This is a genomic window from Arthrobacter sp. 10N43, assembly GCF_056394525.1.
Window position 1 is genome coordinate 22,201 of sequence record NZ_JBFTIA010000001.1, and the last position, 25,260, is coordinate 47,460.

Consider the following 25,260-nt stretch of genomic DNA (forward strand, 5'->3'; position numbering starts at 1 on the left):
CGGAGTCCAGGCATTGGGAATGCGACGCCGTCACCAACCGCCGCGCGTCGGCGTGTGTCCCTTTCGGGCGTCGTCGGGCATTGCCATCTCGGCCCTCAGGCCCAGGAGCCGGATTGGCCGGCCCGCTTCGATTCCGGTTGCGAGGTCCAGGGTCCGCGCGAGGATTTTGCTCCGGTCGAATGTCTGGGGAATCTTCCTCGCATGGGTCGTGGTGAAAAACGGCGCGTACCGAACCTTGAGGGTCAGCCCAACCACGGGCCGCCCTTCGGCCACAACATCCTCGAGGACACGCGCCGTCAGCTCCCTCACGGCGTCGTCCACCTGGGCTGGCTCGGTCAGGTCCCGCTGGAAGGTGGTCTCCCGGCTGTGCCCGCGGGCAACCCACGGGGTGTCGTCCACGACGCTGGCTCCGTCCCCGCGTCCGAGCTCCGCGTACCAAGGACCCATCCTGGGCCCGAACTCCGGGACCAGGTCTTGGGGGTCGGATGCGGCGAGCTCGGCGACTGTGTTGATCCCAAGTTTGGCCAGCCGGCCCGACACCTTGGTTCCGACGCCCCAGAGGTCCTTGGTGGGGCGATTGCCCATGACGTCCAGCCAATTCCCGGCAGTGAGCCGGAAAACGCCGGCCGGCTTGCCGAAACCGGTGGCGACCTTGGCCCGGACCAAGGTGTCGCCGATGCCCACGCTGCAATGCAACTGCGTTCGCTCCAGGACGGCGGCCTGCACCTGCCGGGCGTAGGCTTCCGGATTCTCTGTCTCAGTGCCTACAAAGGCTTCATCCCACCCCAGGACCTGCACGGTGGCGCCGGGCTGCTCGCGCAGGGTAGCCATCACCGTTTCGGACGCCGCGAGGTAAGCTTCGTGATCGACGGGCAGGATCACGGCGTCGGGCACTTTCCGGGCCGCGATGCGTAGGGGCATTCCGGAGCCCACGCCGAATTCCCTGGCTTCGTAGGATGCGGTCGACACCACGGCTCGTTCCGTGGGGTCGCCCCGGCCGCCGACAATGATCGGCTTGCCCGCAAGCTCCGGCCGCCGGAGCACTTCGACCGCCGCGATGAACTGGTCGAGATCGACGTGCAGCACCCACTGGATTCCGCTCACGGCACCAGTGTGCCCTAAACATCCCTGGCAAGCATCCGCGCATGCCCTCCCGTGGCCGCAGCCACTGGACATATACCCGCAGTGCGCACCCTTCGCACCAAGGAAGGGACATGTCCCGATCAGGTTGGCCGCGGAGCGAGCGGCTGTCCCGCCGGGGTCGTCCACTGGACATGTGCCTCATATGTCCACTGGTAGCGGCGAAGAATGGGCATGTTCCGTGGGGCGGGTTAGGTGAGGCGGGTGTACCCCATCAGCGCGGCCGTGCCCATTCCCCCTGCGATGCTGATCATGGCGAGGGCAAGCTGGCCCGGCTCCGGGGACCTGCGCGCCTGGGCCAGCAGCCTTGTGACCAGCACCGCGCCCGAGGCTCCATAGGCGTGACCCAGGGCAAGGGCGCCGCCGTCGAGGTTCGCCTGTTCCGGGTCGATGCCCAACTGGTCAAAGCAGGCGAGGGTCTGGGAGGCGAAGGCCTCGTTGAATTCCACCAGGCCCATATCCGCCGCCGTCACGCCGTGGGCCGTGAGGAGCCGTTCGGCGGCTGCGGCCGCGCCGATGCCCAGGAGCTGCGGCGCCACCCCGGCCGTGTCGGTTGCGAGCACCAGCAGCCCGTCCGCAGCGCCCAGCTGCCGGGCCCGTTCCATGGACGTGACGACGACGGCGGCCGCGCCGTCAGCGTCGAAGCACGAGTTGCCTGCCGTCACCGTGCCCCCGCTGGCAAATACGGACGGGAACCGGGCCATCAGGGCGGGACCAAGGCTCGGCCTCGGACCGTCGTCGGCTGCCGTGGCTGCTCCGGAATCCGCAGCGAGCGGCACGATTTCGGCGTCGAACCGCCCGGCGGCGGCAGCGGCCAGCGCACGTTGGTGGCTGCGGAGCGCGAAGGCGTCCTGGCGTTCCCGGCTGATGCCGAAGTGGGCGGCGACGTTCTCAGCCGCCACGCCCATGTCGGGATCGCCCAGGCTCAGCGGCACGAATTGGGCCCGGGTGTAGTAGTCCGGGCTGCCGTCTTCGTTGCGGTGGGCCCGCAGCGGTGCCGTGCTGATGCTCTCCACGCCGCCTGCGAGATAGAGGCCACCGCCGCCGGCCGCGACCAGCCTCGAGGCCAGGACGATCGCGTCCAGGCCGGAGCCGCATTGCCGGTCCACTGTAACGCCCGGAACGGTGACGGGCAGGCCGGCCTCCAGCGCCGCGAGCCGGGCCACGTTCCCGCCGCCGCCCACGGCGTTGCCGATCACGACGTCGGTAACGGACTCCGGTGCGGCGCCCCCGGCGCGGCCGGTACCCTCGCCCACGTCGGCAAGCAGGCTGCGAAGCACTGGGGCAAGGAGTTCGTGGGCGCGCAGGTTCTTGAGGGCACCGTTGGCCCGGCAAAGCGGCGTCCGCCGCGCCGCGATGATCACCGGCTGCCGGTCATCCGGCAACAGCCCGGGGAACAGCAGGCCGGGTGGGGATGGCCTGGCTGAGGACGGTCGGGCGTCTCCGTGCCGCTCAGCCAAGGCGCCGGATCCTGGGATCGTTCCCGGCCACCCAGTCGAGCAGCAGCTGGCGGCTGATCTTGCCGCGGTCTGTCAGGGGCAGTTCTGCCAGCGCGAAGTACTCAAGGGGGCGCTTGTTGCGTGCCAGCACGTCGTCGATCCCGGACCGGAGCTGGGTGGCGGTGAGCGCACCGTGCGAGAGGACGACGCCGGCCACGACGCGCTGGCCGCGAACGTCGTCGGTCATCCCGGCAGCCACGGCGGCGGCGACGCCGGGGACGGATGCCAGGGCCATTTCGATCTCGTGCGGGTAGACGTTGGTGCCGGCCGTGATGATCATGTCGGAGCGGCGGCCCAGCATGTGCAGGGTCCCTCCGGAGAGGAACCCCTGGTCTCCCACGGTGTACCAGCCGTCGAAACAGCGCAGGGCCTGGCCGTCGTCACCCCAGAGATAGCCGTTACTGACCATGCCGCTGCGGACGCAGATGTTGCCGTCCTTGCCGTCCGGGAGCCCGGCCCCGTGATCGTCCAGGATGCGGATGTCGACGCCGGGAAACGGCTTCCCGATGCCGGTCCCGCCCGGCTCCACGGGCTGGCCCGGACGCAGTCCCGCGCCGGAGACGAAGCTGAGCTCGGAGGCGCCGTAGTACTCGAAAATGGTGGCATTGGGCGCCCAGCGCCGGGCCGCCTCCAGTGTGCGGGCGTCCAGTTTGGACCCGGCGCAGATGATGCTGCGAATGCCGGAGGCATCGACCCCGCCGGCCAGGCCGCGTTCGCTGAGCAGCCGGAGCATGGTGGGGACCAGCACCAGGCGCGTGATGCCGTCGTGGCTCACCGCCGCGTGGGCGGCGCCGACGTCGAAGTGCTCCAGGGTGTGGAATTCGGCCCCGGCGTACAGGCATTCGGCGAGGGCGTAGAGGTTCAGGCTTGCCGCGAGCGGGCCGGGGGCCAGGGACTTGTCCTCCTGCGTCAGCCCGAAGAATTCAATGGAGGCGTCGAAGGATTCCTGCCAGGACCGCCGCGACCGGGTGAACGCCTTGGGGACCGAGGTGGTCCCGGAAGTCAGGCCGATCAGGAACGAGGTCTCCGGCGGGCCGTCCACCAGCTCGGTCCCCCGAGCCGGCTGGAGCGCCGGCGTGGCCGGGTCCGGCGCTGCCGCTGGCTCCGGTTCCGTCCCGGCGATGCGGGCGGCGATGTTGTCCTGCATCTGCTGCGGCCAGGCCGGATCCAACACGGCGCACTGCCGCTCCCCGGCGACGGCGGCCGTGAACGCTACGGCGAAGCGGACGGAATTGTGTTCGGACATCACAGTGACGGCCGGCGCCGCAGGTACCAGCGCCGCTGCCTGGTCCCGCAGGCCGGACCAGCTCAGGTGCTCTCCGGCCACGACGACGGCGGTCTCGTCGGGACGGTCATCGGCCCAGCGCTGGAGTCTGTCGAGAAAAGGCATCAAACCAACTTTACCGTTGCCCGGCGCCGCCGCGGCCCGTGCGGGATATTGTGACAGCATGAGCTTCAACGACAACGCCCCGCTGGATCCGTCACAGGTCCAGGACCGCCGCGGGATGGGCCGCGGCCCCATGATCGGCGGTGGGATCGGCGGCGGCATCATCCTGCTGCTGGCAGCCCTCTTTGGCATCAATCCACAGCTGCTCGAGGGGCTGGCCGGCACCGTCCAGGACCCCCAGTCACAAAGCCAAGGCTCTGCCCCCGCCTGCCAGACCGGCGCCGACGCCGACGCCCGGCTCGACTGCAGGATCACCGGCACGGTCAACAGCCTGAACGCTTTCTGGCCGGCATATCTGGCGCAGTACAACACCAAATACCCGCGGCCGAAGGCCGTGATCTTCGCCCGTGCAACCAACACCGGCTGCGGCGCCGCCACCTCCGACGTGGGGCCGTTCTATTGCCCCGTCGACACCACGGCATACTTCGATCCCGGCTTCTTCCAGGAACTCGTCGACCGGTTTGGCTCCTCCGGCGGGCCGCTGGCACAGGAGTACGTGGTGGCCCACGAGTTCGGTCACCACGTCCAGAACCTTCTGGGCAACCTCGACCGGGCTCAGCAGGATCCCCAAGGACCGGGTTCCGGGGCGGTCCGGGTCGAGCTCCAGGCCGACTGCTACGCGGGGCTGTGGGCGCACTATGCAACGACGCAGCCGGACCCCAAGACCGGTCAGCCCTACCTCGAACCGTTCACGGACCGGGACATCCAGGATGCTCTGTCGGCCGCCTCGGCCGTGGGCGACGACCGCATCCAAAAGGCCGCCACGGGCCGCGTCTCACCGGAGGCCTGGACCCACGGGTCAAGTGCCCAGCGGCAGAAGTGGTTCTACCAGGGCTACAAGACCGGGGACATCAACAAGTGCGACACGTTTGCGGTGGCAAACCCCTAACCTCGGCAAACCCCTGACCGCGCAGCCGCATCCTGTCCCCCTGCAGTCACCCGCGTGGCGGCCTGCTCCGGACCGGGACTTCGACGTAGCTGAGGAATCCGGCGTGGCCCAGGTGCCGGTGTTTCGGGTGCCAGACAGGGCGGTACTGGTGACCGAACGGGTCGGTCACCCGGACTGTGTCCAGCCGGTTGTTCCCGGCCAGGAGGTGGTCGACGTCGGCCAGCGCGTTGCGCCGCGTCGCAAGGCCGTCGATGTCCAGGCCCCACAGCCCCAGCTCTGCGTCCGTTCCGCGTTCCAGCTGGAGTGTCTCGAACAGTCCGGCCACGAGCCCGGCGAGCCCGGTGGTGTCGGCGCGCTGCAGCCGGTGCCCCTCGGGATGCACTTCGCGGGCGTCGGCCAAGGCCTGGCGGAGCCAGTGCAATTCCACCGACCCCAGGGGTGGCCCCAGGCGCAGGTGGCGGTGTTCGTCCAGCTCGAGCCGGTACGTGGTGGCGCCGCGGTCAATGATGCAGGGAGCCTCGCCGACGTATTCGAAGTCTGCCAGGAGGTCTTCCCTGGAACGGTAGTAGGAAAACTCGCCGCTGTCCTCGACCACCACATAATCCCCGACGGCGGCGGCGGGCCGCGACGCTGGGGTGGCATCCATTGCGGTGTGCCTCCTGTTGACTGTGGGCCGGGTTGCGAAGCGTGGTGGACTCCTTGTCTTTATCAGACCACCGCCGCGGCGATATGGGAACGGCGGGTGTACGACGACGGCGGCCCCGCCTCGGTGAGGTGGGGCCGCCGTCGTCGTTCACAACAAGGGCCTGGGCCCTTGGTGTGGAGGTGTGCGCGGGGATCTAGATGTTGAAGCCCAGCGCGCGCATCTGGTCGCGGCCGTCCTCGGTGATCCGTTCCGGACCCCATGGCGGCATCCACACCCAGTTGAGCCGCCATTCGTCGACGACTCCGTCCAGGGCCTTGCCGACCTGCTCCTCGATGACATCGGTCAGCGGGCAGGCGGCGGTGGTGAGCGTCATGTCGATCAGCAGGGCGCCGTCGTCGTCCGAGTACTTCAGGCCGTAGAGCAGGCCCAAGTCAACGATGTTGACCCCGAGTTCGGGGTCGATCACGTCCTTGAGCGCCTCCTCCACGTCCTCGAGGCCCGTGCGGGCCACATTGAGTTCGGTCATGGCGGACTCCTAACTATGCCTGGGCTGCAGCCGAAGCGGCAGCGATGGTGGCTGCCCCTGCGCCGGTGGCGTAGCGGTCGTAGCCTTCTTCTTCGAGGCGGTCGGCGAGCTCCGGGCCGCCCTCTTCAACAACCTGGCCGTCGACGAACACGTGCACGAAGTCCGGCGTGATGTAGCGCAGGATCCGGGTGTAGTGCGTGATGAGCAGGGTACCCATGTTGCCGCCGGCGTGGGCGCGGTTGACGCCCTCGGAGACAACCTTCAGCGCGTCGACGTCCAGGCCGGAGTCGGTCTCGTCCAGGACGGCGAACTTCGGCTTGAAGAGCTCCAGCTGGAGGATTTCGACGCGCTTCTTCTCGCCGCCGGAGAAGCCCTCGTTGACGTTGCGCTGGGTGAAGTCGGCGTCGATGCGCAGCTGCGCCATGGCCTCCTTGACGTCCTTGGTCCAGGTGCGCAGCTTGGGGGCTTCGCCGTCGATCGCGGTCTTGGCGGTGCGCAGGAAGTTGGTCATGCTCACGCCCGGCACCTCCACCGGGTACTGCATGGCCAGGAACAGGCCGGCGCGGGCGCGCTCGTCGACGGTCATCGCCAGGACGTCTTCGCCGTCGAGCGTGATGGTGCCGGAGGTGACGTTGTAGCGGGGGTGCCCGGCGATCGTGGAAGCCAGGGTGGACTTGCCGGAACCGTTCGGACCCATGATGGCGTGCGTCTCGCCGGTCCGGATGGTCAGGCTGACGCCCTTCAGGATTTCCTTCGTGCCCTGCTCGGTGTCAATGCTGACGTGCAGGTCCTTGATCTCAAGAGTCGACATATGTCTTGTTCTCCTCTGCACGGTGCCCTCCGGCACTGTGCGTTTTCTTGGCGATAAGTTTTTTATGCGGGTTGCCGGCTGCAGGCAGCTAGCTGAAGTTTGGGGCCTCGGCGCCGTTTAGGACGTTGGTGAAGTCAACGTAGACCTCGTCGTCCTGGACGGTCACCGCGAACACGGGAACAGGATCATAGGCTGGCAGCTGAAGCGGCTCGCCGCTGCGCAGGTCGAACTGGGAACCGTGGCCCCAGCATTCGATCTTGCAGCCTTCAATTTCTCCTTCGGAGAGGGAGATGTCCGCGTGCGAGCAGGTGTCTCCGATGGCGTGGATCTCCCCCATCGAGTCCTTCACGATCGCTACGGGGTAGTCGTCGATCAGGATCCGCAGCGCCTGCTTGACCTGGATCTCGCTGGCGTTGCAGACTAGCTCGCCCTTTGGCTGTTCAGTCATTGATGTGTTCCGTGTTCCCGTGTTCTTTAGTGTTGGGCACTAGTTGTCGGTTGCCGCGAGTTCGCGCTCGACGGCTTCCGTGAGGCGCTCTTCGATGGCCGGGACATTGATCTTCTGGATGATCTCGTTGAGGAAGCCGCGGACCACCAGACGGCGGGCCACCTTTTCCGGGATGCCACGGGCCATCAGGTAGAACAGGTGCTGGTCATCGAAACGTCCGGTGGCGCTGGCGTGTCCGGCACCGGCAATCAGGCCGGTCTCGATCTCAAGGTTCGGCACGGAATCCGCGCGGGCGCCGTCGGTCAGGACCAGATTGCGGTTGGCCTCGTAGGTGTCGGTGCCTTCTGCCTCCTTGCGGATCAGGACGTCACCCACCCAGACGGTGTGCGCGTTGCGGCCCTGCAGGGCGCCCTTGTACAGGACGTTGGACTTGCAGTTGGCCACGGCGTGGTCCACGAACAGGCGCTGCTCCAGGTGCTGGCCGGCGTCGGCGAAGTACAGGCCGAACAGTTCCACTTCGGCGCCCGGAGCGGTGAAGCGTGCCGACGGGGTGACGCGCACAAGGTCGCCGCCGAGGCTGACGACGATGTGCTTGAACTTCGCGTCACGGCCGAGCTTGGCCTGCTGGGAGGACGCGTGCACGGCGTCGTCGTTCCATTCCTGGAGCGAGATGACGGTCAGCTGCGCGCCGTCCTCGACCAGGATTTCGATGTTTTCGGAGACGACGGCGGTGCCCTGGTGGTCTAGGACCACCACGGACTTGGAGAACTTTTCCGCGATGATCACGACGTGCTGCGCTGAAGCCTCGGTGCCCTGGCCGGTCAGCAGGACGCTGACCTCGCCGTCGACCTGGACCTCGGAGGGCACGGTGATGACGGTGGCTTCGGTGAAGTTCTCCCAGGCGTTCGCGGAGACGCGGTCCTCGGGGATGGCTGCGGAGCCGATCCGGCGGTCCTCGCGGCCGACGGTCTCGACCCGGACGCTGTCCGGAGCGGTGACGCTCACGGACGGCGCGGCGCCGTTGAGGACCTCGGTGTGCAGGCCGCGGAGGCGCTTGAGCGGGGTGAACCGCCAGTCCTCCTCCATGCCGGTCAGCGGCTTGAAGTCCGCCAGCTTGTAGGAGGTCAGCCGGCCGGCGCGTGAGCTGTCCGGAATACCGACTCCGCCGCCGTGCGAGTGGCGCTTGACGGCTTCGCCGGCCAGCGGCGACTTGGATTCCGCGACGTTAAGCGGGGAAAGGCTTTCGCCTTCCTCGGTGAAACCGTTGATGAACGGCTGGGCTGACGGCGCGCCGATGCGGGCCTTTTCAGTAGTGATGTCAGTCATTAACCGACCGATCCTTCCATCTGCAGTTCAATCAGGCGGTTCAGCTCAAGGGCGTATTCCATCGGCAGTTCGCGGGCAATCGGCTCGATGAAGCCGCGGACGATCATCGCCATGGCCTCGTCTTCGCGCATGCCGCGGGACATCAGGTAGAACAGCTGCTCTTCGCTGACCCGCGAGACCGTAGCCTCGTGGCCCATCGTGACGTCGTCCTCGCGGATGTCGATGTACGGGTACGTGTCCGACCGGCTGATGGTGTCCACCAGGAGGGCGTCGCAGCGGACCGTGTTGGCCGAGTGCTTGGCGCCCTCGCGGACCTGGACCAGGCCGCGGTAGGCGGCGCGGCCGCCGCCGCGGGCCACGGACTTGGAGATGATCGAGCTCTTGGTGTTGGGCGCGATGTGGACCATCTTGGAGCCGGTGTCCTGGTGCTGGCCTTCGCCGGCGAACGCGATGGACAGGGTCTCGCCCTTGGCGCCTTCGCCCACGAGGTAGACGGCCGGGTACTTCATGGTGACCTTGGAGCCGATGTTGCCATCGATCCATTCCATGGTGGCGTTCTCTTCGCAGATGGCGCGCTTGGTGACCAGGTTGTATACGTTGGTGGACCAGTTCTGGATGGTCGTGTAGCGGACGCGGGCGCCCTTCTTCACGATGATTTCCACGACGGCGGAGTGCAGCGAGTCCGAGGTGTAGATCGGCGCGGTGCAGCCTTCGATGTAGTGGACGTAGGAGTCCTCGTCCGCGATGATCAGCGTGCGCTCGAACTGGCCCATGTTTTCCGTGTTGATGCGGAAATAGGCCTGCAGCGGGATGTCCACGTGGACGCCCTTGGGCACGTACACGAACGAACCGCCGGACCAGACGGCAGTATTCAGCGAGGCGAACTTGTTGTCGCCCACCGGGATGATGGTGCCGAAGTACTCCTGGAAGATCTCCGGGTGTTCACGCAGCGCGGTGTCCGTGTCCAGGAAGATGACGCCCTGGGCTTCCAGGTCCTCGCGGATCTGGTGGTAGACAACCTCAGACTCGTACTGCGCGGCGACGCCGGAGACGAGGCGGCTGCGCTCGGCTTCCGGGATGCCGAGCTTCTCGTACGTGTTCCGGATGTCCTCGGGGAGGTCTTCCCAGGTTGCGGCCTGCTTCTCGGTGGAGCGCACGAAGTACTTGATGTTGTCGAAGTCGATGCCGGACAGGTCCGCGCCCCAGGTGGGCATGGGCTTGCGGTCGAAGTACTTCAGGCCCTTCAGGCGCAGGTCCAGCATCCATTCCGGCTCGTTCTTCTTGGCCGAAATGTCGCGAACAACGTCTTCATCGATGCCGCGGCGGGCGTTGGCCCCGACGTCGTTCTTGTCGGCCCAGCCGTACTCATAGGTGCCGATTCCGTGGAGCTCGGGATTCTTTTCCAGAATCTCCGAAATCACAGTAGAGTCAGCAACCTTCTTCTCTGATAGTTGGTCCGTCATCACGGCCTTTCTTGCAGATGGTTGGATACTTCGTCCGGGTTGACCGGGGCTGCGGGACCAGGAGTCCCGACGGCGGCCGGACGGCCCGTAGGTATGTGGGTGGTGCAGACGTGGCCGCCGCGCGCAAGAGTGGACAGCCGGCGCACATCGACGCCGACCAGCCGGGCGAAAACCTCGGTCTCCACGTCGCAGAAGACGGGGAACTGCGCCGCCAGGTGCTGGATGGGGCAGTGCCCCTGGCAGAGCTGGACGCTGGACAGCGCGGCCGGAAGCGGCGCCTTGGCTTCAAGTGACTGCGCGGAGGCCACGAAACCGTCGCGGCTCAGCGCCTCGGAGAGAGCCTGGGCACGGGCTGTGATGTCCGGTCCGGCCTGCTCGATCTCGGGTGCGTAGCGCCGCTCCATATCGGCGAACCGTTCGACGGCGAACTGCCGCACGGCCTCCGGCCCGGCTGCCTCGCCGAGGCGGCGCAGGGCCACGGTGGCGATGTCGAGGTAGTCGTTGCCGAGGTTCGACTGGCCCTGGGAGCTCAGGACATAGCGGCGGGCGGGGCGTCCTGCGCCGGCGCCGGCGCGGGCAGCCCGTTTGACCTCAATGACTCCGCTGCGGGCGAGGTGGTCGAGGTGGCGGCGGACGGCGGCGGGGGTGAAGCCCAGCAGGTCGCCGAGTTCGGCTGCGCTGATGGGTCCATGTTCCAGAACGGCGTTGAGGACGCGGTCACGCGTGCGCTCCTCGGCGTCGTGGGTGTGGCTGCCGCCGGCTGCGGGCACAACGTCCGGCACAGCCGCCACGTGCGCCCGGGCGGACCCGGCGCGTGCGGCGCCGCGCCCGGACGGGACTGCGGACGCGGATGAGCTCATGGAATACACAACACAATCATGTCGTAATTTACTCCCGGGTTCCAGTAAGGCATGGCTTGCCTCCCCGGCAGCGCCCCCGCCGGGGAAAGGCCGTACTACATCGCGTAGAATGCTGTGGTGCGATCTCCCGAATCCCCCGTTCTGACCATCAGCGGGCTAGTCAAGGATGTTGGTCCACTGCCCACTCTCGACGGCAAGATGCTGCGCGTGGTCAGCGGCCTGTCCCTCATTGCCGAACGCGGGCAAGTCACAGCCCTGCTCGGCGCCAACGGCGCCGGCAAGACCACCACCATTGAATGCGCCCAGGGCCTCCAAAAGCGGACCGCCGGCACTATCAGCCTACTGGGCGAGGATCCCGATGCGGCCGGGGCCGGACTCCGAGCCCGCGTGGGCGTCATGCTCCAGGACGGCGGCCTCCCGCCGTCGGCCCGGCCCATCCCCCTGCTGCGGCACATCGCCGGCATGTACCAGGACCCGTGGCCTGTCGATGAGCTGATCGGACGCCTCGGGATCGACACCTTCAGCCGCACCAACGTGCGGCGCCTGTCCGGCGGGCAGAAGCAGCGCCTTGCCCTGGCCGCGGCGCTGGTCGGCAACCCCGAGGTCCTCTTCCTCGACGAGCCCAGCGCCGGGCTGGACCCGCAGTCGCGGCAAATGGTCTTCGACCTCATCTCAGAACTGCGCAACAGCGGCATGGGAATCGTCCTGACGACACACCTCATGGACGACGCCCAACGCCTCGCGGACTACGTCTACATCATCGACGCCGGCCGCAACGTCGCAGAAGGCACCGTCGCCCAGCTCCTCCAGCACCAGCTGCCCGCCGGCGACTCCGGGCAGCACATCCGCACACTGCTTTTCGAAACCGAACCCGGCCTGGACTTCACCGGCGTGCTACCCGACGGCGTCGACGTCACCGAGGCGCGGGCCGGCAGCTACGCCGCGACCGGAGCGCTGACCCCGGCCGACCTCGCCGCGATCACCGGGTGGTGGGCCGCGCGTGGAATCATGCCCAGTTCCCTGAGCCTTGAAGCCCGCAGCCTCGAAGACGTCTTCCTGGACATCTCCGGAAGGGAGATCCGATGACCAGCGTTTCAAGCGGCGCCCCGCTGGAGAGCGCACGCCGCGGCAGCGCGCCCGGCACCCAGCACGGCAGCGCCCCCGCGCCGTTGCTGCGCCGCATCCTGCTGCAGGGCCAGTACGAGACCATCACCATGCTGCGGAACGGCGAGCAGCTGATCCTCGCGATCGTGCTGCCCCTGCTGGCCATGGTCGGCCTGACCGTGACCCCGCTGCTGGACGGACTCGGATCGAGCCGCATCAACGTCGCCGTCCCGGGCATCCTGGCCCTGTGTGCCATGTCCACCGCCTTCACCGGGCAGGGCATCGCCACCGGTTTCGACCGCCGCTACGGGGTCCTGCGCTTCCTCTCCACCACTCCCCTGGGCCGCACCGGCCTCATTGCAGGGAAGATCCTGGCCGTGTTGGCCGTGCTGTTCCTGCAGGTGCTAGTCGTGGCTGCCGTGGCCTTTGTCCTCGGCTGGCAGCCCAATCCTGCGGGCTGGCTGCCGGGCCTGGCCATACTGGTCCTCGGGGCCGCAGCCTTCACGGCATTGGGGCTGCTGGTCGCCGGGACGGTCCGGCCCGAGGCGACCCTGGCCATTACCAACCTGCTCTGGATCCTCCTCGGGGCGCTGGGCGGGATCGTCATCCCGAGCGAGCGGCTCCCGGCGCTGGCGCAGGCTGTGGTGCATTTCCTCCCCTCCGGCGCGCTGGGCCAGGCGCTGCGGGATGCATTCCTGTACGGCAGCGTCAACCTTGGCGCCGTACTTGTCCTGCTGCTCTGGACGGCGATCGCCGGCGGCGCAGCAATCCGTTGGTTCAAGTGGAATTGAGAAATCTGTGAGCACGGCGTCACGCACCCCCCGGATCATGTCCGGGTTCACCTCCCGGCTGCCCACCAGCGTCGACAACACGATCAGGCGGCTGGCCGTGTTGTCACTCATCGGGCAGATCGTCCTGGTGGTGACAGGCGGCGCCGTCCGGCTGACCGCCTCGGGCCTGGGCTGCCCCACGTGGCCGCGCTGCACCGAAGCGTCCCTCGCCACCACGCCGGAAATGGGGTTCCACGGCATCATCGAATTCGGTAACCGGCTGCTGACCTTCGCGCTGGCGGCCATTGCCGTGATGATGCTCGTGTACCTCTGGAACATCCGCAAGGAACGCCGCGATCTGTTCCTGCTCGCCCTGGGCCTGCTCGCCAGCATCCCGGCGCAGGCCGTCATTGGCGGCATCACCGTGCTGACCCAGCTGAACCCGTGGGTCGTGGGCCTGCACTTCCTCGTCTCCATGGCCCTCGTGGTCCTCGCAACCCTGCTGGTGAACCGGGCCTACGGCCGCACCGGCAAGGCCAGGACCGTGCAGCTGCCCGCACTGCCGGGCGCCGCACGCCCGGTGATGGCCGCCGTCGCGTTCTTCTCTGCAGTGGCCGTCTGCCTCGGCGTGGTAGTGACCGGGGCCGGCCCGCACGCCGGCGACGCCAATGCCCCGCGCAATGATCTCGACTGGGACCTGTTCGCGCACATCCACGCCGTCCCCGCCTACCTCGTGACCGCCGGCGCGCTGTTCGGGCTGTTCCTGGTGGTCCGCGGGCGGATCCCGGGCCCGTTCCGCTCCGCCGTGTTCATGCTGCTGGGCGTCACCGTGCTGCAGGCCGTCATCGGCTTCACCCAGTATTACAACGGCATCCCGGCGCTGCTGGTCGGCGCGCACATGCTGGCGGCGGCCCTGCTGATGAGCGCGGCCACCAACGCCGCGGACCTGGCCCGCTACAGCCCCGTGGAATAGCCGCCGGCGCCGCGGCGGCGGAGTTCACTACGGCATTCACGTCCTGGGGCTGGTCCTGACGGGATTTCCGGGTGGACTATGAGATGGCATGGACATCGACCGCTGCGGCAGTGGGCTCTTTTTCGTTCACTTCCGTGTCGCTGACCGGAAGGCCTTCTCAATGCAAGCGACAGAACCGACCGTGCCCCCTTCACCTTCGGCCCGGCAACGCGCGGCGAGCCTCAAAGAGCGCGTGTACATCATCTTCACGAGCCTTGCCGTGGTGCTGGCGCTGCGGAGCCACGCGGACGAGACCTCGCCCGCGGCCGCGGCGGCCACCCTCAGCATCGTGGTGATCGGGTCCCTGCTGGGGATTTTCGTCGCCGATCTCCTGAGTCACCTGACCGTCCACTCGAAGCTGCCCACCGGTGAGGAACTGCACCACATGATGGCCGTCAGCGCCGACGGCCTCGGTGTCCTGGTGACTCCGCTGCTTCTGCTGACGGCCGCCGGCTTTGGGCTATTGTCAACTGCTGCGGCCCTCGGGTGGGCGATCGTCGTTCTCGTCCTCTCCCTGGCCGTCGTCGGCTTCCTCGCGATCCGGCGCCTCGATATCCCGCTCCATCACAAGGCCGCCATCATGTTCGCCGAAGTTGTGCTGAGCCTGCTGGTGATCGGCCTCGAACTGCTGGCGCACAACCTCTGATCACGCCGCAGATCACACCGCAGGAACTGCCGGCGGGCGGAGGAACAGCGCTGCCACTGCTGTGACGAGCAGCAGGGAAGCCGCGACCGTGAAGCTGAGCTGCATGCCATGAACGAACCCGCCCGGCTCGGCGATGAGGGCGCCGAAAACGGCGATGGCCACGGCCCCGCCGACCTGCCGGAAGGTGTTGAAGACCGCGCTGGCGGTGCCCGCCTGCCCGGCCGGCACGCTGGCCAGCACCACGGACGTGACCGGAGGCATCGCAATGGAGCCGCCGGAGCCGGTGAGGATCAGCAGGACTGCCAGGAGCATCGGGGATCCCAGCGGCGCCGTGACCAGCATCGCAACCAGTCCGGCCACCATCGAGGCCAGTCCGAGTACGGCAGGGACCCGGGGCCCGAAACGGTTCGCGAGCGTTCCGCTGGCGATGTTGCCGGCGACGCTGAAGGCTGCCGAGGGCAGGAAGACCAGTCCTGCCTGCAGGGGCGTCAGTCCCAGGTGCTGCTGGAGGTAGAGGCTGATGACGAAGACGGAGCCGAAGTGGCCCACCATGAAGGCAAATCCGACCGCGACGGCGATGCGCATCCCCGCGGAACGGAACAGCCCCAGGGGCATCATCGGGTGCCGTCCCCGCGCCTGGATCAGGACAAATCCCGCGATGCCCGTGGCGGCCAGGACCAGGCTCGCCATTACCGGCCAGGACCCGAAGCCCTCGGCACCCCCGGTGATGAGGCCGTACATCAGCGCCGTCAACGCGATGATCGCCGCCGACTGCCCGGCCCAATCGAACGGCGCCGGCTTCACGGGCGACGCAGCGACAGCAGCCAGCAGCACGAGCATGGCAACACAGACCGGAAGGTTGATCGCGAACACGAGCCGCCAGTTCACGGTGGTGAGCAGCCCGCCCACCAGGGGACCCACCGCCCCCGCGACTGCACCGCCCACAGCCCAGATCCCCAGCGCATGCGCGCGCCGCCGGGGATCGGGAAAAGCCTGGCGCACCAGCGCCATCGACGCCGGCAGCATGACCGCCGCCGCGGCCCCCTGCGCTGCGCGGGCGGCGATCAGCAACACTGAGGACGGTGCCAGCGCGCAGGCAACCGAAGCCAGCAGGAATAGCGCTATGCCCCCTCCCAGTGCCCTCTTCGCGCCGATCCGGTCCGCCAGGTTACCCGCGAACAGCAGCAGCGCGGCGAACATCATCGTGTAGGCATCGATCACCCACTGCTGCCCGGTTGTTCCGCCACCGAGTTCCCGGCCGATGTTGGTGAGCGCGACGTTGACGATCAGGATGTCCAACGTGATGAGGAAGAAGGCGAGCGAGGCCAGCAACAGCGTGACCCTCGGGCGTGCGGAGCAGGACGCAGCGGGGGCAGATGCCGGTGGGGCCAAAGTAGTTTCGCGGTGTGGCACGGTGTTCCTCTGGATGGAGTGGCTGGGCAGGATCCAATTGAAACGCGGACGCCCGGCTTGTGGGGTGCCGTGGTCTTAGGGGTACTGGCAGGGCACCCCTCGGCCGGCGTCGGGAGCAGCCCCGAACGGCACCCGCAGGGCTGCATGGAGACCGTCCGGGAGCCGGCCGAAGGCGAGACTTCGCCCACATTCCAGCGCCATTTACTCACCAGCCACTTGTCCAGGCAGGACGGCCTTCGGAATACTGGACCCTGTAATCCTTGGGCTTAGAGGCCCGCGCGCCGGCATCGGCGGCCCCGTTCCCGAACCGTCCGGGGCTCCGATCGCCGGGCGGCCGCAGGGCCGGAGTCAGGTTTCGTCCAGCCAAGCCGGGAATACTTGAACACGGCGCAAGAGGCGCCGCAATCGCATTCAGAGAAAGAGGACGCGTCGGTTTTGCCGTGATTCAGCTGGAATCGGAACCGGCCAGATAAAGGCACCGGAGGACATGTGGCGTTACTAGTCGGCGAAAGGCCCGCCAAGGCGGCCCAACACACTACAGGGCGACCACGCCTGGACGGCCTGGACGTTCTTCGAGGTGCCGCTGTTGGCGCCGTCCTGCTGGGACATTCCTGGCCGGGGATTTTTCAGGGCGCCGGCATCATTGGTGTCATTGCCTTCTTTGTTTTGAGCGGTTACCTCATCACCAACGTGTTGCTCCGGGATATCGAGCGGCACCGGAAAATTCGTTACGGCCGCTTCTACGCGCACCGGGCGTTCCGACTGGTGCCGGCCCTGATCTCCCTGCTTGGCGTGTACGCGATCGTGGAACTGGCCACCGATGTCCTCGGGGACAGGTCCAAGGGAATCGTCGGGTACACCGTCCTCGCCGGCCTTGGTTATCTCAAGGACCTGCCGCTGCCCTTCGATGTCAGCATGGCGATCGGGCCGCTGTGGACGCTGGCCGTCGAGGAGCAGTTTTACCTGATCTGGCCTGCGCTGCTTGTGCTCGCCCTGCGGCGCAACCGCCAGGGGCGGCTGATTGGCGTCTCTGCCGCCGTCGCCCTGTTCCTTATGGCCGCCAGCGTGCTGGCGATGCTGATCCTCGCCCCGCAACTCCACTCCCTGGTCTACGCGCTGCCGACAACATGGGGCCTGGGGCTGGTCATCGGTTCTGCCCTGCGGCTCTACAGGGTCCACGTGTTCAGCTGGTTCACCGGCCGCCGGCTCCGGCGTACGGCCCTGCTGGCTTCAGTGGCCGTCCTGGCGTCGCTGGTCTTCTTCCCGAAGGCCAACGAAAGCCCGCTCTTCATCTTCCTTGGCGGCCCCCTCGCCATGGCTGCCGCGGCCGTCCTGGTGGCGCTGGCGGCCTCCCGCACCTCCGCAATGCCGACCTGGACGCGGCCCCTGCAACTGCTGGGAACGGTGTCGTACGCCGCGTACCTGTGGAACTACGTCGTCATTCTCTGGATCAACGGCGGCTCGACGGCGGACCTCCCCCCGGTCGTCGCGGTCTCGGCAATCCTGCTGACCCTGCTCATCGCGGTCATCAGCTGGCACACCGTCGAAAGGCTGGGCCGCGTGGCGCGGGCCCGCTTCGACCAGCGCTACCCGGACAAGTCCCAGCCGGCCAAGCAGCATCGCAATCAGTCCCAGCCGGCCCAGCCGCGGGCCGTCAGCAACAGGTCCCCGGAAGCCTTGGCTACGCCCGGCCGTGGATCATCGGCGGCCTAAACACCGGAACCCGTTGCGCCGGCATCGGGACGGCTCTCCAGCGTGCAAGGATCCGTGTTCCCTCCGCAGACGATCACTGCCACGCGTTCCCCCTCGGCGGGCGTGTACGCCCCCGTGCTGAGGGCAGCCAGTGCCGCCGCCGCACCGTATTCGGTCGGGATCCGGTAGTCGCTCCACAGCAGTGACCGGGCGGCGATGATGTCAGCATCGTCCACCAGGACAGACGTCGGAGGCACGCGGGACGCGATGTCGAACGCGATCTCGCCCACGCGCCGTGCACCCAGGGAATCCACGGCGACCCCGGAAACGGACACATCCACCGGGTGGCCGGCCGCCAGGGCCGCGTGCAGTGTGGGGATGGTGCGGGGTTCGACCGCGACGATCCGTGCCCGGCCCTCGGCCGCCGCAGCCACTCCCGCGTAGAGTCCGCCGCCGCCCACCGCGACGACGATCGTGTCAATGCCCGGCTCGTCCTGCAGAATCTCCTCGGCCATGGTGCCGGCGCCGGCCGCGATCTCCAGTTGGTCGTAGGCGTGGCAGAACAGGGCGCCGGTTTCGGCCACGTATTCCATGGCGGCCGCGAAAGCCTCCGCGTACTCCGAGCCGACCTGCCGGACGGTCGCGTTGTATGCGCGCAGGCGCTCAACCTTCACGCGCGGCGCGGTCTCCGGAACGAACACCGTGGCCGGAACGCCGAGCGCCGCCGCGGCATAGGCGTTCGCCAGGCCGGCGTTGCCGCCGGAGGCCACCACCACTCCGAGGCCGGGGTCCAGTTCGCCACGCTCCCGGGCGGCAAGTTGGCGGTTGAACGCGCCCCGGGCCTTGAAAACGCCCGTGTGCTGCAGGAACTCGCATTTGAACCACAGAGGAGCCTCAGCGGTACCTCCGCGGAACAAAGGCGTGCGGCGCACGTAGCCGCTGATCCGGCTCCCTGCCTGGAGTACATCGCTTCTGTTGATCACTGGCTCTCCTGGGGTTGCGTTGCCTGGACCGCGTTGGTCTGTGTTGGTCCTGCGTTCGACTGCGGTACTTGTTCGGTTTGTCAGGATATCCCCCGGCAATACAGCAGACGCTCCCCCACCAGCGGTGAGGGAGCGTCAGGCAAACGAACGGGGAGGCCTTAGCCGCCCATGAGGGCGGAGCCGACGAACGGGTCCACCGCCAGGGCAATGAAGAGCAGCGTCAGGTAGCTGATGGAGCCGTGGAAGACCTTCATGGCCCCCTTGTTGGAGACGTCGCCGGCCTGGGCCCGGTTGTAGAGGGCGTGGGACTCGTACAGGAACCAGGCGCCGGCGCCGACGGCGGTCACGGTGTAGACCCAGCCCGCGCCGCCGGCCGGGATCATCAGCAGCGAGCACGCCACCATGGCCCAGGCGTAGAGGACCACCTGTACGGAGACCACCTTTGCCCCGGCGATGGCGCCCAGCATCGGCACGTTGGCGTTGCGGTAGTCCTCGCCATAGCGCATGGACAACGGCCAGTAGTGCGGCGGGGTCCAGAGGAAGATCACCATGAACAGTACGACGGCGGGCCACTCAACGGTGTTGGTGACAGCGGCCCAGGCGATCAGGACCGGGAAGCAGCCGGCGGCCCCGCCCCAGACAATGTTCTGGGCCGTGCGCCGCTTGAGGATCATGGTGTAGATGACCACGTAGAAGACGATGGCGCCGAGCCCCAGCCACGCGGCGAGCGGGTTGGCCCCGAACCAGAGGATCGCGATCGCCGCCGCGCCCAGCAGCCAGGAGAACACCAGTGCTTCGCGGGGCGTGACCTCACCGGTGACCAGAGGCCGGTTCTCCGTACGGTGCATGAGCTTGTCGATGTCGCGGTCGATGTAGCAGTTGAACGCGCCCGCGGAGCCTGCCGCGAATGCCCCGCCCACGAGCGTGGCCAGGATCAGGCCGATCGAGGGGAACCCGCGTTCGGCGTAGATCATGGTGGGCAGCGTGCTGACGAGCAGGAGCTCGATGACGCGGGGTTTCGTGAGCGCCAGGTAGGCCTTGGCTTTGCGGCCGAAGCCCATTCTTCCCGAGGCCGGGGAGGCGTTCAGCGGCGTATTAGTTGTGCTCACGGTGGCAGTCACTCTGTTCTGTCTGGCAGTTCTGTCTGGCTGTGCAGGTTTCTCTTAGCTGGGCAGCTCCGGGTGGATTTCGCAACGCGTGCAGCTGCAGATCGGGCCCAGCGCTGAACGCGCGCCCGTGTCTTTACCCCAGTCGAAGGCCACCACCCATCATACCGTGGAGCTCCGGGCGCCAAGGCCGCCCAAATACGCCCCATGATTCCGGCGTGTAAACGCCGGCTCACGCCGGCAGCCGCGGGAGGTGATTCATATAAGCGAAATCAGGTCCAATTGGTGAGATATACGCTGACCACCAAGTGGAATGGGACTAGGCTGTCCTTAGATCAGCGCACACGGGCACGCGTACAGGCAATTTGCCGGAACAGTCGGCTCTGCATCTGCGTCTGAATGATAGATCAACGTTTCGATGGTGAACGGCTGGTACGAACCGCAGCGGGCACCGAACTGTGCCCGGGGCGGACCCTAGAGCGTACCGCCGGCCGTCAGCACAGAGAGGGGCCCGGTTTTCGTGCCACATTTGGAAGAGCAAGAACTGTCATGGACTAACTTGGACCAGCGTGCGGTAGACACGGTCCGGGTGCTGGCCGCGGATGCGGTGGAGAAGGTCGGGAACGGCCACCCGGGAACGGCAATGAGCCTGGCTCCGGCCGCGTATTTGCTGTTCCAGAAGCTGATGCGCCATGACCCGGCGAACCCTGACTGGCTGGGCCGGGACCGGTTCATCCTGTCACCGGGGCACACGTCCCTGACCCTGTACATCCAGCTGTTCCTTTCCGGCTACGGGCTGGAGCTCAAGGACCTGGAGGCGCTGCGGACCTGGGGCTCGCTGACCCCGGGCCACCCGGAATACAAGCACACCAAGGGTGTGGAAATCACCACCGGCCCGCTGGGCCAGGGACTGGCGTCCGCCGTCGGCTTCGCCTATTCCCAGCGCCGGATGCGCGGCCTGTTCGACGCCGATGCTCCCGCCGGCACGAGCCCGTTCGACCACACCATCTGGGTCATCGCCTCCGACGGCGACCTGCAGGAAGGCGTGACCTCCGAGGCGTCCTCGCTTGCCGGGCACCAGGAACTGGGCAACCTCGTAGTGATCTACGACGAGAACCACATCTCGATCGAGGACGACACCGATGTGGCGTTCACCGAGGACGTCCTGGCCCGCTACGAGGCCTACGGCTGGCACACCCAGCGCGTGGACTGGACCCGGACCGGCGAATACAAGGAAGACGTGCAGGAACTGCACGCCGCACTGCTCGCCGCCAGGGCCGAAACGGGCAAGCCGTCCATCATTTCGCTGCGCACCATCATCGGCTACCCTGCGCCGAAGAAGCAGAACACCGGCAAGATCCACGGCTCGGCCCTGGGCTCTGAGGAAGTCGCGGCCCTGAAGAAGGTCCTGGGCTTCGACCCGGAACGCGCGTTCCAGGTGGACGAGGACGTCCTGGCCCACGCCCGGGCTGTTCAGGAGCGCGGCGCGGCCGCCCGCACCGAGTGGCAGGCCTCCTTCGAGGCATGGCAGGCAGCCAACCCCGACGCCGCGGCGCTGCTGGAACGCGTCGAGGCGAAGAAGCTCCCGGGCGAATTCGAGGACGCCCTGCCGGTCTTCGAAGCCGGCAAGGATGTCTCCACCCGGGCCGCGTCGGGCAAGGTCCTGAACGCGATCGGCCCGGTCATGCCCGAACTCTGGGGCGGCTCCGCGGACCTCGCCGAGTCCAACAACACCACGATCGAAGGCTCGCCGTCGTTCATCCCGGCGTCCCGGTCCACCGGCGCCTGGAAGGGCAACCCCTACGGACGGGTCCTGCACTTCGGCATCCGTGAGCACGCCGCCGCGTCGATCGTGAACGGCATCTCCCTGCACGGACGGACCCGGGCGTTCTCCGGCACGTTCCTGATCTTCTCCGACTACCAGCGCCCCGCGATCCGGCTCGGCGCCCTGATGGGCGTGCCGTCACTGTATGTCTGGACGCATGACTCGATCGGCCTCGGCGAGGACGGCCCCACCCACCAGCCCGTCGAGCAGCTCGCGTCCCTGCGCGCCATCCCGGGCCTGGACGTTGTCCGCCCCGGCGACGCGAACGAGGTCTCCGCGGCCTGGAAGGCCATGCTGGAAAACCACGAAAACCCGGCCGGTATCGTCCTGACCCGCCAGAACATCCCCACCTGGGACCGCGGCACGTCCGAGGCCACCGGTGACACGTTCGGCTCCACCGCCGGCGTCGCAAAGGGCGGTTACGTCCTCGCCGAAGCCTCGAAGGACGGCAAGACCGTCGAGGCGCAGGTCATCCTGATCGGCACCGGCTCCGAGGTCCAGCTTGCCGTGAATGCCCGCGAGGCGCTGCAGGCCGAGGGCATCCCCACCCGGGTTGTGTCCATGCCCTGCGTGGAGTGGTTCAACAAGCAGGACGCCGCCTACCGCGAGGCCGTGCTCCCCGCAGCCGTGAAGGCCCGCGTCTCGGTCGAAGCCGGACTGGCCCTGGGCTGGAAGGAATTCGTCGGCGACGCAGGCCGTTCCATCTCCCTGGAGCACTTCGGCGCGTCCGCCGACTACAAGCGCCTCTTCCAGGAGTTCGGCATCACGGCCGAAGCAGTCGCCGCCGCGGCGAAGGAATCCCTCGCCGGTCTCACCAACTGATCCACCACCACGGTTCCGGGGGACCCTGTCCCCCGGAACCCATGATTTCCAGGAGTTATGACATGACTACCCCCACCGCTACTCCCACCCAAATGCTTTCCGACGCCGGCGTCTCGATCTGGCTTGACGACCTCTCCCGCGGCCGCCTGCAGACCGGCAGCCTGCGCAAGCTCATCGAAGAGAAGAACGTCGTCGGCGTCACCACCAACCCGTCGATCTTCCACGCCGCGATCACCACCGGCCACGACTACGACGCCGTCATCGCAGCCCAGGCCGCCGCCGGCGCCACCGTTGAAGAGACCGTCTTCGAAATCACCACCACCGACGTCGCCGACGCCTGCGACCTGTTCGCCCCCGTCGCCGCGGCAACCAAGGGTGTTGACGGCCGCGTCTCCATCGAGGTGGACCCCCGCCTCGCCTGGGACACGGCCGGCACCATTGCCGAAGCCAAGCACCTGTACAAGAAGGTCAACAAGGACAACGTCCTGATCAAGATCCCGGCGACCCTCGAAGGCCTCGAGGCCATCACGGCCACCCTGGCCGAGGGCATCAGCGTCAACGTGACCCTGATCTTCTCGCTGGAACGCTACCGGGCCGTCATCAACGCCTTCCAGTCCGGCCTTGAGCAGGCCAAGGACAACGGCCACGACCTGTCCAAGATCCACTCGGTCGCGTCCTTCTTCGTTTCCCGCGTCGACGCCGAAATCGACAAGCGCCTCAACGCCATCGGCACCGAGGAAGCCGCGGCACTCAAGGGCAAGGCCGGCCTGGCCAACGCCCGCCTGGCCTACCAGGTCTACGAAGAGCTCTTCTCCACCGAACGCTGGGCCCTCCTGGCCGAGGCCGGCGCCCTGCCGCAGCGCCCGCTGTGGGCCTCCACCGGCGTGAAGGACCCGGCGTACCCGGACACCCTCTACGTCACCGAGCTCGTTGCCCCCGGCGTGGTCAACACCATGCCGGAGAAGACGCTCGATGCCACGTTCGACCACGGCACCGTCACGGGCGACACTGTCATCCGCGGCTACGACGACGCCAACGCCACCCTGAACTCCCTCGACGCCCTCGGGATTTCCTACAACGACGTCGTGGCACTGCTCGAATCCGAAGGCCTGGACAAGTTCGTGGCCAGCTGGAAGGAACTGCTGGGTGACGTCGAAGGCGCCCTGGCCTCTGCACGGAAGGCTTCCTAACCCACTATGAGCACACTCAGCTACGACGCCACCGGCGCAGCCCGCCAGGCACATGAGCAGCACCTCCCGGCACTGCTGGAAGACCGCGTTGCCACCCGGATCTTCGCGAAGGACCACACCCTGTGGGGTCCGGACGCAGAGCAGGAATCCGCTGTCCGGCTGGGCTGGGTCGAGGCGGCCACCGTCTCCCAGCCGCTGGTCGGCGACATCCTGGCACTGCGTGACGCGCTGAAGGCCGACGGCGTGACGCGCATTGTCCTTTGCGGCATGGGCGGGTCCTCGCTGGCGCCTGAAGTCATCGCGGGCACCGCTGGCGTCGAGCTGACTGTGTTGGACAGCACCGACCCCGAACAGGTCAGTGCCGCCCTGGCGGACCGGCTTGCCGAAACGGCCATTGTCGTTTCGTCCAAGTCCGGCTCCACCGTGGAGACCGATTCCCAGCGCCGGATCTTCGAGCAGGCATTCACCGATGCCGGGATCGACGCGAAGAGCCGCATCATCATCGTCACCGACCCGGGCTCACCGCTGGACAAGGCCTCCCGTGAAGCCGGCTACCGCGCCGTCTTCAACGCCGACCCCAACGTTGGCGGCCGCTTCTCGGCCCTGACCGCCTTCGGTCTGGTCCCCTGTGGGCTGGCCGGGGTGGACATCCAGGCCTTCCTGGACGAGGCCGAGGAAGCCGCCGAGATCCTCAACGAGGACTCCGAGGACAACATCGGGCTGGCCCTCGGCACCGCCCTGGGCGGCACCAGCCCGCTGCGCAACAAGATCGTCATCGCCGAGGACGGATCCGGGATCGTGGGCTTCGCCGACTGGGCCGAACAGCTCATCGCCGAATCCACCGGCAAGCTGGGCACCGGTGTGCTGCCCGTCGTCGCCGGTCCCGCCTCCCCGGAGGCGACGCTGAACGCTCCGGACGTCCTCGTCATCCGGCTCGTCGCTGCCGACGCCGACGTGCAGCTCGGCGAGAACGAGGTCGCCATTGCCGGCGGCCTCGCCACCCAGATGATGGTGTGGGAGTTCGCCACCGCCGTCGCCGGCCGCCTGCTGGGCATCAACCCGTACGACCAGCCCGACGTCGAGGCAGCCAAAATTGCCGCACGCGGCCTGCTGGACGCGCAGCCCGAGCCGACGCCGGCCAACTTCACCGACGGCGCCATCGAGGTCCGTGGCGGTGAATGGCTCCGCGACGCAGCAACCGCGGCAGAGGCCGTCAGCGCCCTGCTCGCCGAACTCGGCCCGGACAACTACTTGAGCGTCCAGGCCTACTTCGACCGGCTCGCTTACGCCAGCTTCGAAGGCGTCCGGGACGAGCTGGCCGCGGTCACCGGCCGCCCCGTCACGTTCGGCTGGGGCCCGCGGTTCCTGCACTCCACTGGCCAGTTCCACAAGGGCGGACCCGCGATCGGCGTCTTCCTGCAGGTTACGGCCGCTTCCGCGACGGACCTCGCCATTCCGGACCGGCCGTTTACGTTCGGCGAGCTGATCTCGGCGCAGGCCGCAGGCGATGCCCAGGTCCTGTCCGAACACGGCCGTCCGGTCCTCCGGCTGCACCTGACCGACCGCGCCGCGGGTGTGAAGCAGCTCCAGGAGCTCGTCACGTCCCTTGCCGGCCAGGCAGCATCTTCCACCAAAAGCTAAG

22 protein-coding genes are annotated in these 25,260 nt (G+C 67.7%); 9 read left to right on the forward strand and 13 right to left on the reverse strand.

Annotation, left to right across the window (positions count from 1 at the left end; genetic code table 11):
- Positions 1-30 precede the first annotated feature (30 nt).
- The 3 genes from AC1DDO_RS00125 to AC1DDO_RS00135 form a co-directional block, all read right to left on the reverse strand.
- The gene (locus AC1DDO_RS00125) at positions 31-1,104 is read right to left on the reverse strand and encodes a DNA polymerase IV (RefSeq protein ID WP_476971140.1); all 1,074 of its coding nucleotides are present in this window, start codon (positions 1,102-1,104) and stop codon (positions 31-33) included.
- Positions 1,105-1,331: 227 nt separating this feature from the next.
- Entirely contained in the window at positions 1,332-2,540 is a 1,209-nt protein-coding gene (locus AC1DDO_RS00130; RefSeq protein ID WP_476971365.1) for a thiolase family protein, read from the reverse strand.
- A gap of 52 nt (positions 2,541-2,592) precedes the next feature.
- Positions 2,593-4,029 carry an AMP-binding protein gene (locus tag AC1DDO_RS00135; RefSeq protein WP_476866216.1) on the reverse strand — a complete coding sequence of 479 codons (1,437 nt, stop codon included), beginning with the start codon at positions 4,027-4,029 and terminating at the stop codon, positions 2,593-2,595.
- Positions 4,030-4,087: 58 nt separating this feature from the next.
- On the opposite strand from AC1DDO_RS00135, the gene ypfJ reads away from it, so the two are divergent.
- Complete coding sequence (gene ypfJ / locus AC1DDO_RS00140) at positions 4,088-4,975, forward strand: KPN_02809 family neutral zinc metallopeptidase (protein WP_476971141.1); 888 nt, start codon at positions 4,088-4,090, stop codon at positions 4,973-4,975.
- A gap of 46 nt (positions 4,976-5,021) precedes the next feature.
- Here ypfJ and AC1DDO_RS00145 read toward each other — a convergent pair whose 3' ends face one another.
- From AC1DDO_RS00145 to AC1DDO_RS00175, 7 genes are all read right to left on the reverse strand, one after another.
- Complete coding sequence (locus tag AC1DDO_RS00145) at positions 5,022-5,621, reverse strand: hypothetical protein (protein WP_476971142.1); 600 nt, start codon at positions 5,619-5,621, stop codon at positions 5,022-5,024.
- Between the two features lie 193 nt (positions 5,622-5,814).
- A complete protein-coding gene (locus AC1DDO_RS00150; RefSeq protein WP_056434018.1) occupies positions 5,815-6,147 on the reverse strand; it encodes a metal-sulfur cluster assembly factor in 333 nt (110 codons plus the stop codon).
- 13 nt (positions 6,148-6,160) lie between these two features.
- Positions 6,161-6,958, reverse strand: a complete 798-nt coding sequence (gene sufC, locus AC1DDO_RS00155; RefSeq protein WP_476971143.1) for a Fe-S cluster assembly ATPase SufC — start codon at positions 6,956-6,958, stop codon at positions 6,161-6,163.
- A gap of 88 nt (positions 6,959-7,046) precedes the next feature.
- A complete protein-coding gene (locus tag AC1DDO_RS00160; protein WP_476866220.1) occupies positions 7,047-7,406 on the reverse strand; it encodes a non-heme iron oxygenase ferredoxin subunit in 360 nt (119 codons plus the stop codon).
- A 39-nt stretch (positions 7,407-7,445) separates the two neighbouring features.
- On the reverse strand, positions 7,446-8,732 hold the full coding sequence (gene sufD / locus AC1DDO_RS00165) for a Fe-S cluster assembly protein SufD (protein ID WP_476971144.1): 1,287 nt from the start codon (positions 8,730-8,732) through the stop codon (positions 7,446-7,448).
- On the reverse strand, positions 8,732-10,195 hold the full coding sequence (gene sufB / locus AC1DDO_RS00170) for a Fe-S cluster assembly protein SufB (RefSeq protein ID WP_441408597.1): 1,464 nt from the start codon (positions 10,193-10,195) through the stop codon (positions 8,732-8,734). Before sufB ends, sufD begins: the two co-directional genes overlap by 1 nt.
- On the reverse strand, positions 10,195-11,055 hold the full coding sequence (locus tag AC1DDO_RS00175; RefSeq protein ID WP_476971145.1) for a helix-turn-helix transcriptional regulator: 861 nt from the start codon (positions 11,053-11,055) through the stop codon (positions 10,195-10,197). Before AC1DDO_RS00175 ends, sufB begins: the two co-directional genes overlap by 1 nt.
- A gap of 117 nt (positions 11,056-11,172) precedes the next feature.
- Here AC1DDO_RS00175 and AC1DDO_RS00180 point away from each other — a divergent pair, with 117 nt between their 5' ends.
- The 4 genes from AC1DDO_RS00180 (at position 11,173) to AC1DDO_RS00195 (ending at position 14,587) form a co-directional block, all read left to right on the forward strand.
- Positions 11,173-12,141, forward strand: coding sequence for an ABC transporter ATP-binding protein (locus AC1DDO_RS00180; RefSeq protein WP_441408595.1), 969 nt, complete (start codon positions 11,173-11,175; stop codon positions 12,139-12,141).
- Entirely contained in the window at positions 12,138-12,950 is an 813-nt protein-coding gene (locus tag AC1DDO_RS00185) for an ABC transporter permease (RefSeq protein ID WP_476866223.1), read from the forward strand. Before AC1DDO_RS00180 ends, AC1DDO_RS00185 begins: the two co-directional genes overlap by 4 nt.
- Before the next feature lie 7 nt (positions 12,951-12,957).
- Entirely contained in the window at positions 12,958-13,902 is a 945-nt protein-coding gene (locus AC1DDO_RS00190; RefSeq protein WP_476971146.1) for a COX15/CtaA family protein, read from the forward strand.
- A gap of 160 nt (positions 13,903-14,062) precedes the next feature.
- The gene (locus tag AC1DDO_RS00195; protein ID WP_441408592.1) at positions 14,063-14,587 is read left to right on the forward strand and encodes a hypothetical protein; all 525 of its coding nucleotides are present in this window, start codon (positions 14,063-14,065) and stop codon (positions 14,585-14,587) included.
- 12 nt (positions 14,588-14,599) lie between these two features.
- Here the strand turns inward: AC1DDO_RS00195 and AC1DDO_RS00200 are convergent, their stop codons facing one another.
- Positions 14,600-15,919, reverse strand: a complete 1,320-nt coding sequence (locus AC1DDO_RS00200; RefSeq protein ID WP_476971147.1) for an MFS transporter — start codon at positions 15,917-15,919, stop codon at positions 14,600-14,602.
- A gap of 570 nt (positions 15,920-16,489) precedes the next feature.
- On the opposite strand from AC1DDO_RS00200, the gene AC1DDO_RS00205 reads away from it, so the two are divergent.
- Complete coding sequence (locus AC1DDO_RS00205) at positions 16,490-17,713, forward strand: acyltransferase family protein (protein WP_476971148.1); 1,224 nt, start codon at positions 16,490-16,492, stop codon at positions 17,711-17,713.
- Here the strand turns inward: AC1DDO_RS00205 and AC1DDO_RS00210 are convergent.
- Both AC1DDO_RS00210 and AC1DDO_RS00215 read right to left on the reverse strand, forming a co-directional pair.
- Positions 17,710-18,675: a threonine/serine dehydratase gene (locus AC1DDO_RS00210; RefSeq protein WP_476971149.1), complete on the reverse strand. Its 966-nt coding sequence runs from the start codon at positions 18,673-18,675 to the stop codon at positions 17,710-17,712. The two genes, AC1DDO_RS00205 and AC1DDO_RS00210, sit on opposite strands and share 4 nt — an antisense overlap.
- 158 nt (positions 18,676-18,833) lie before the next feature.
- Positions 18,834-19,796 (reverse strand): heme o synthase, encoded by a 963-nt coding sequence (locus AC1DDO_RS00215; RefSeq protein WP_441408588.1) that lies wholly within the window; start codon positions 19,794-19,796, stop codon positions 18,834-18,836.
- A gap of 514 nt (positions 19,797-20,310) precedes the next feature.
- Between AC1DDO_RS00215 and tkt the strand changes: the two genes are divergently transcribed.
- From tkt to AC1DDO_RS00230, 3 genes are all read left to right on the forward strand, one after another.
- A complete protein-coding gene (gene tkt / locus AC1DDO_RS00220; RefSeq protein ID WP_476971366.1) occupies positions 20,311-22,428 on the forward strand; it encodes a transketolase in 2,118 nt (705 codons plus the stop codon).
- A 62-nt stretch (positions 22,429-22,490) separates the two neighbouring features.
- Entirely contained in the window at positions 22,491-23,618 is a 1,128-nt protein-coding gene (tal, locus tag AC1DDO_RS00225; RefSeq protein ID WP_476971150.1) for a transaldolase, read from the forward strand.
- Between the two features lie 6 nt (positions 23,619-23,624).
- Positions 23,625-25,259 carry a glucose-6-phosphate isomerase gene (locus AC1DDO_RS00230; RefSeq protein WP_476971151.1) on the forward strand — a complete coding sequence of 545 codons (1,635 nt, stop codon included), beginning with the start codon at positions 23,625-23,627 and terminating at the stop codon, positions 25,257-25,259.
- The last annotated feature ends 1 nt before the right edge of the window (position 25,260 follow it).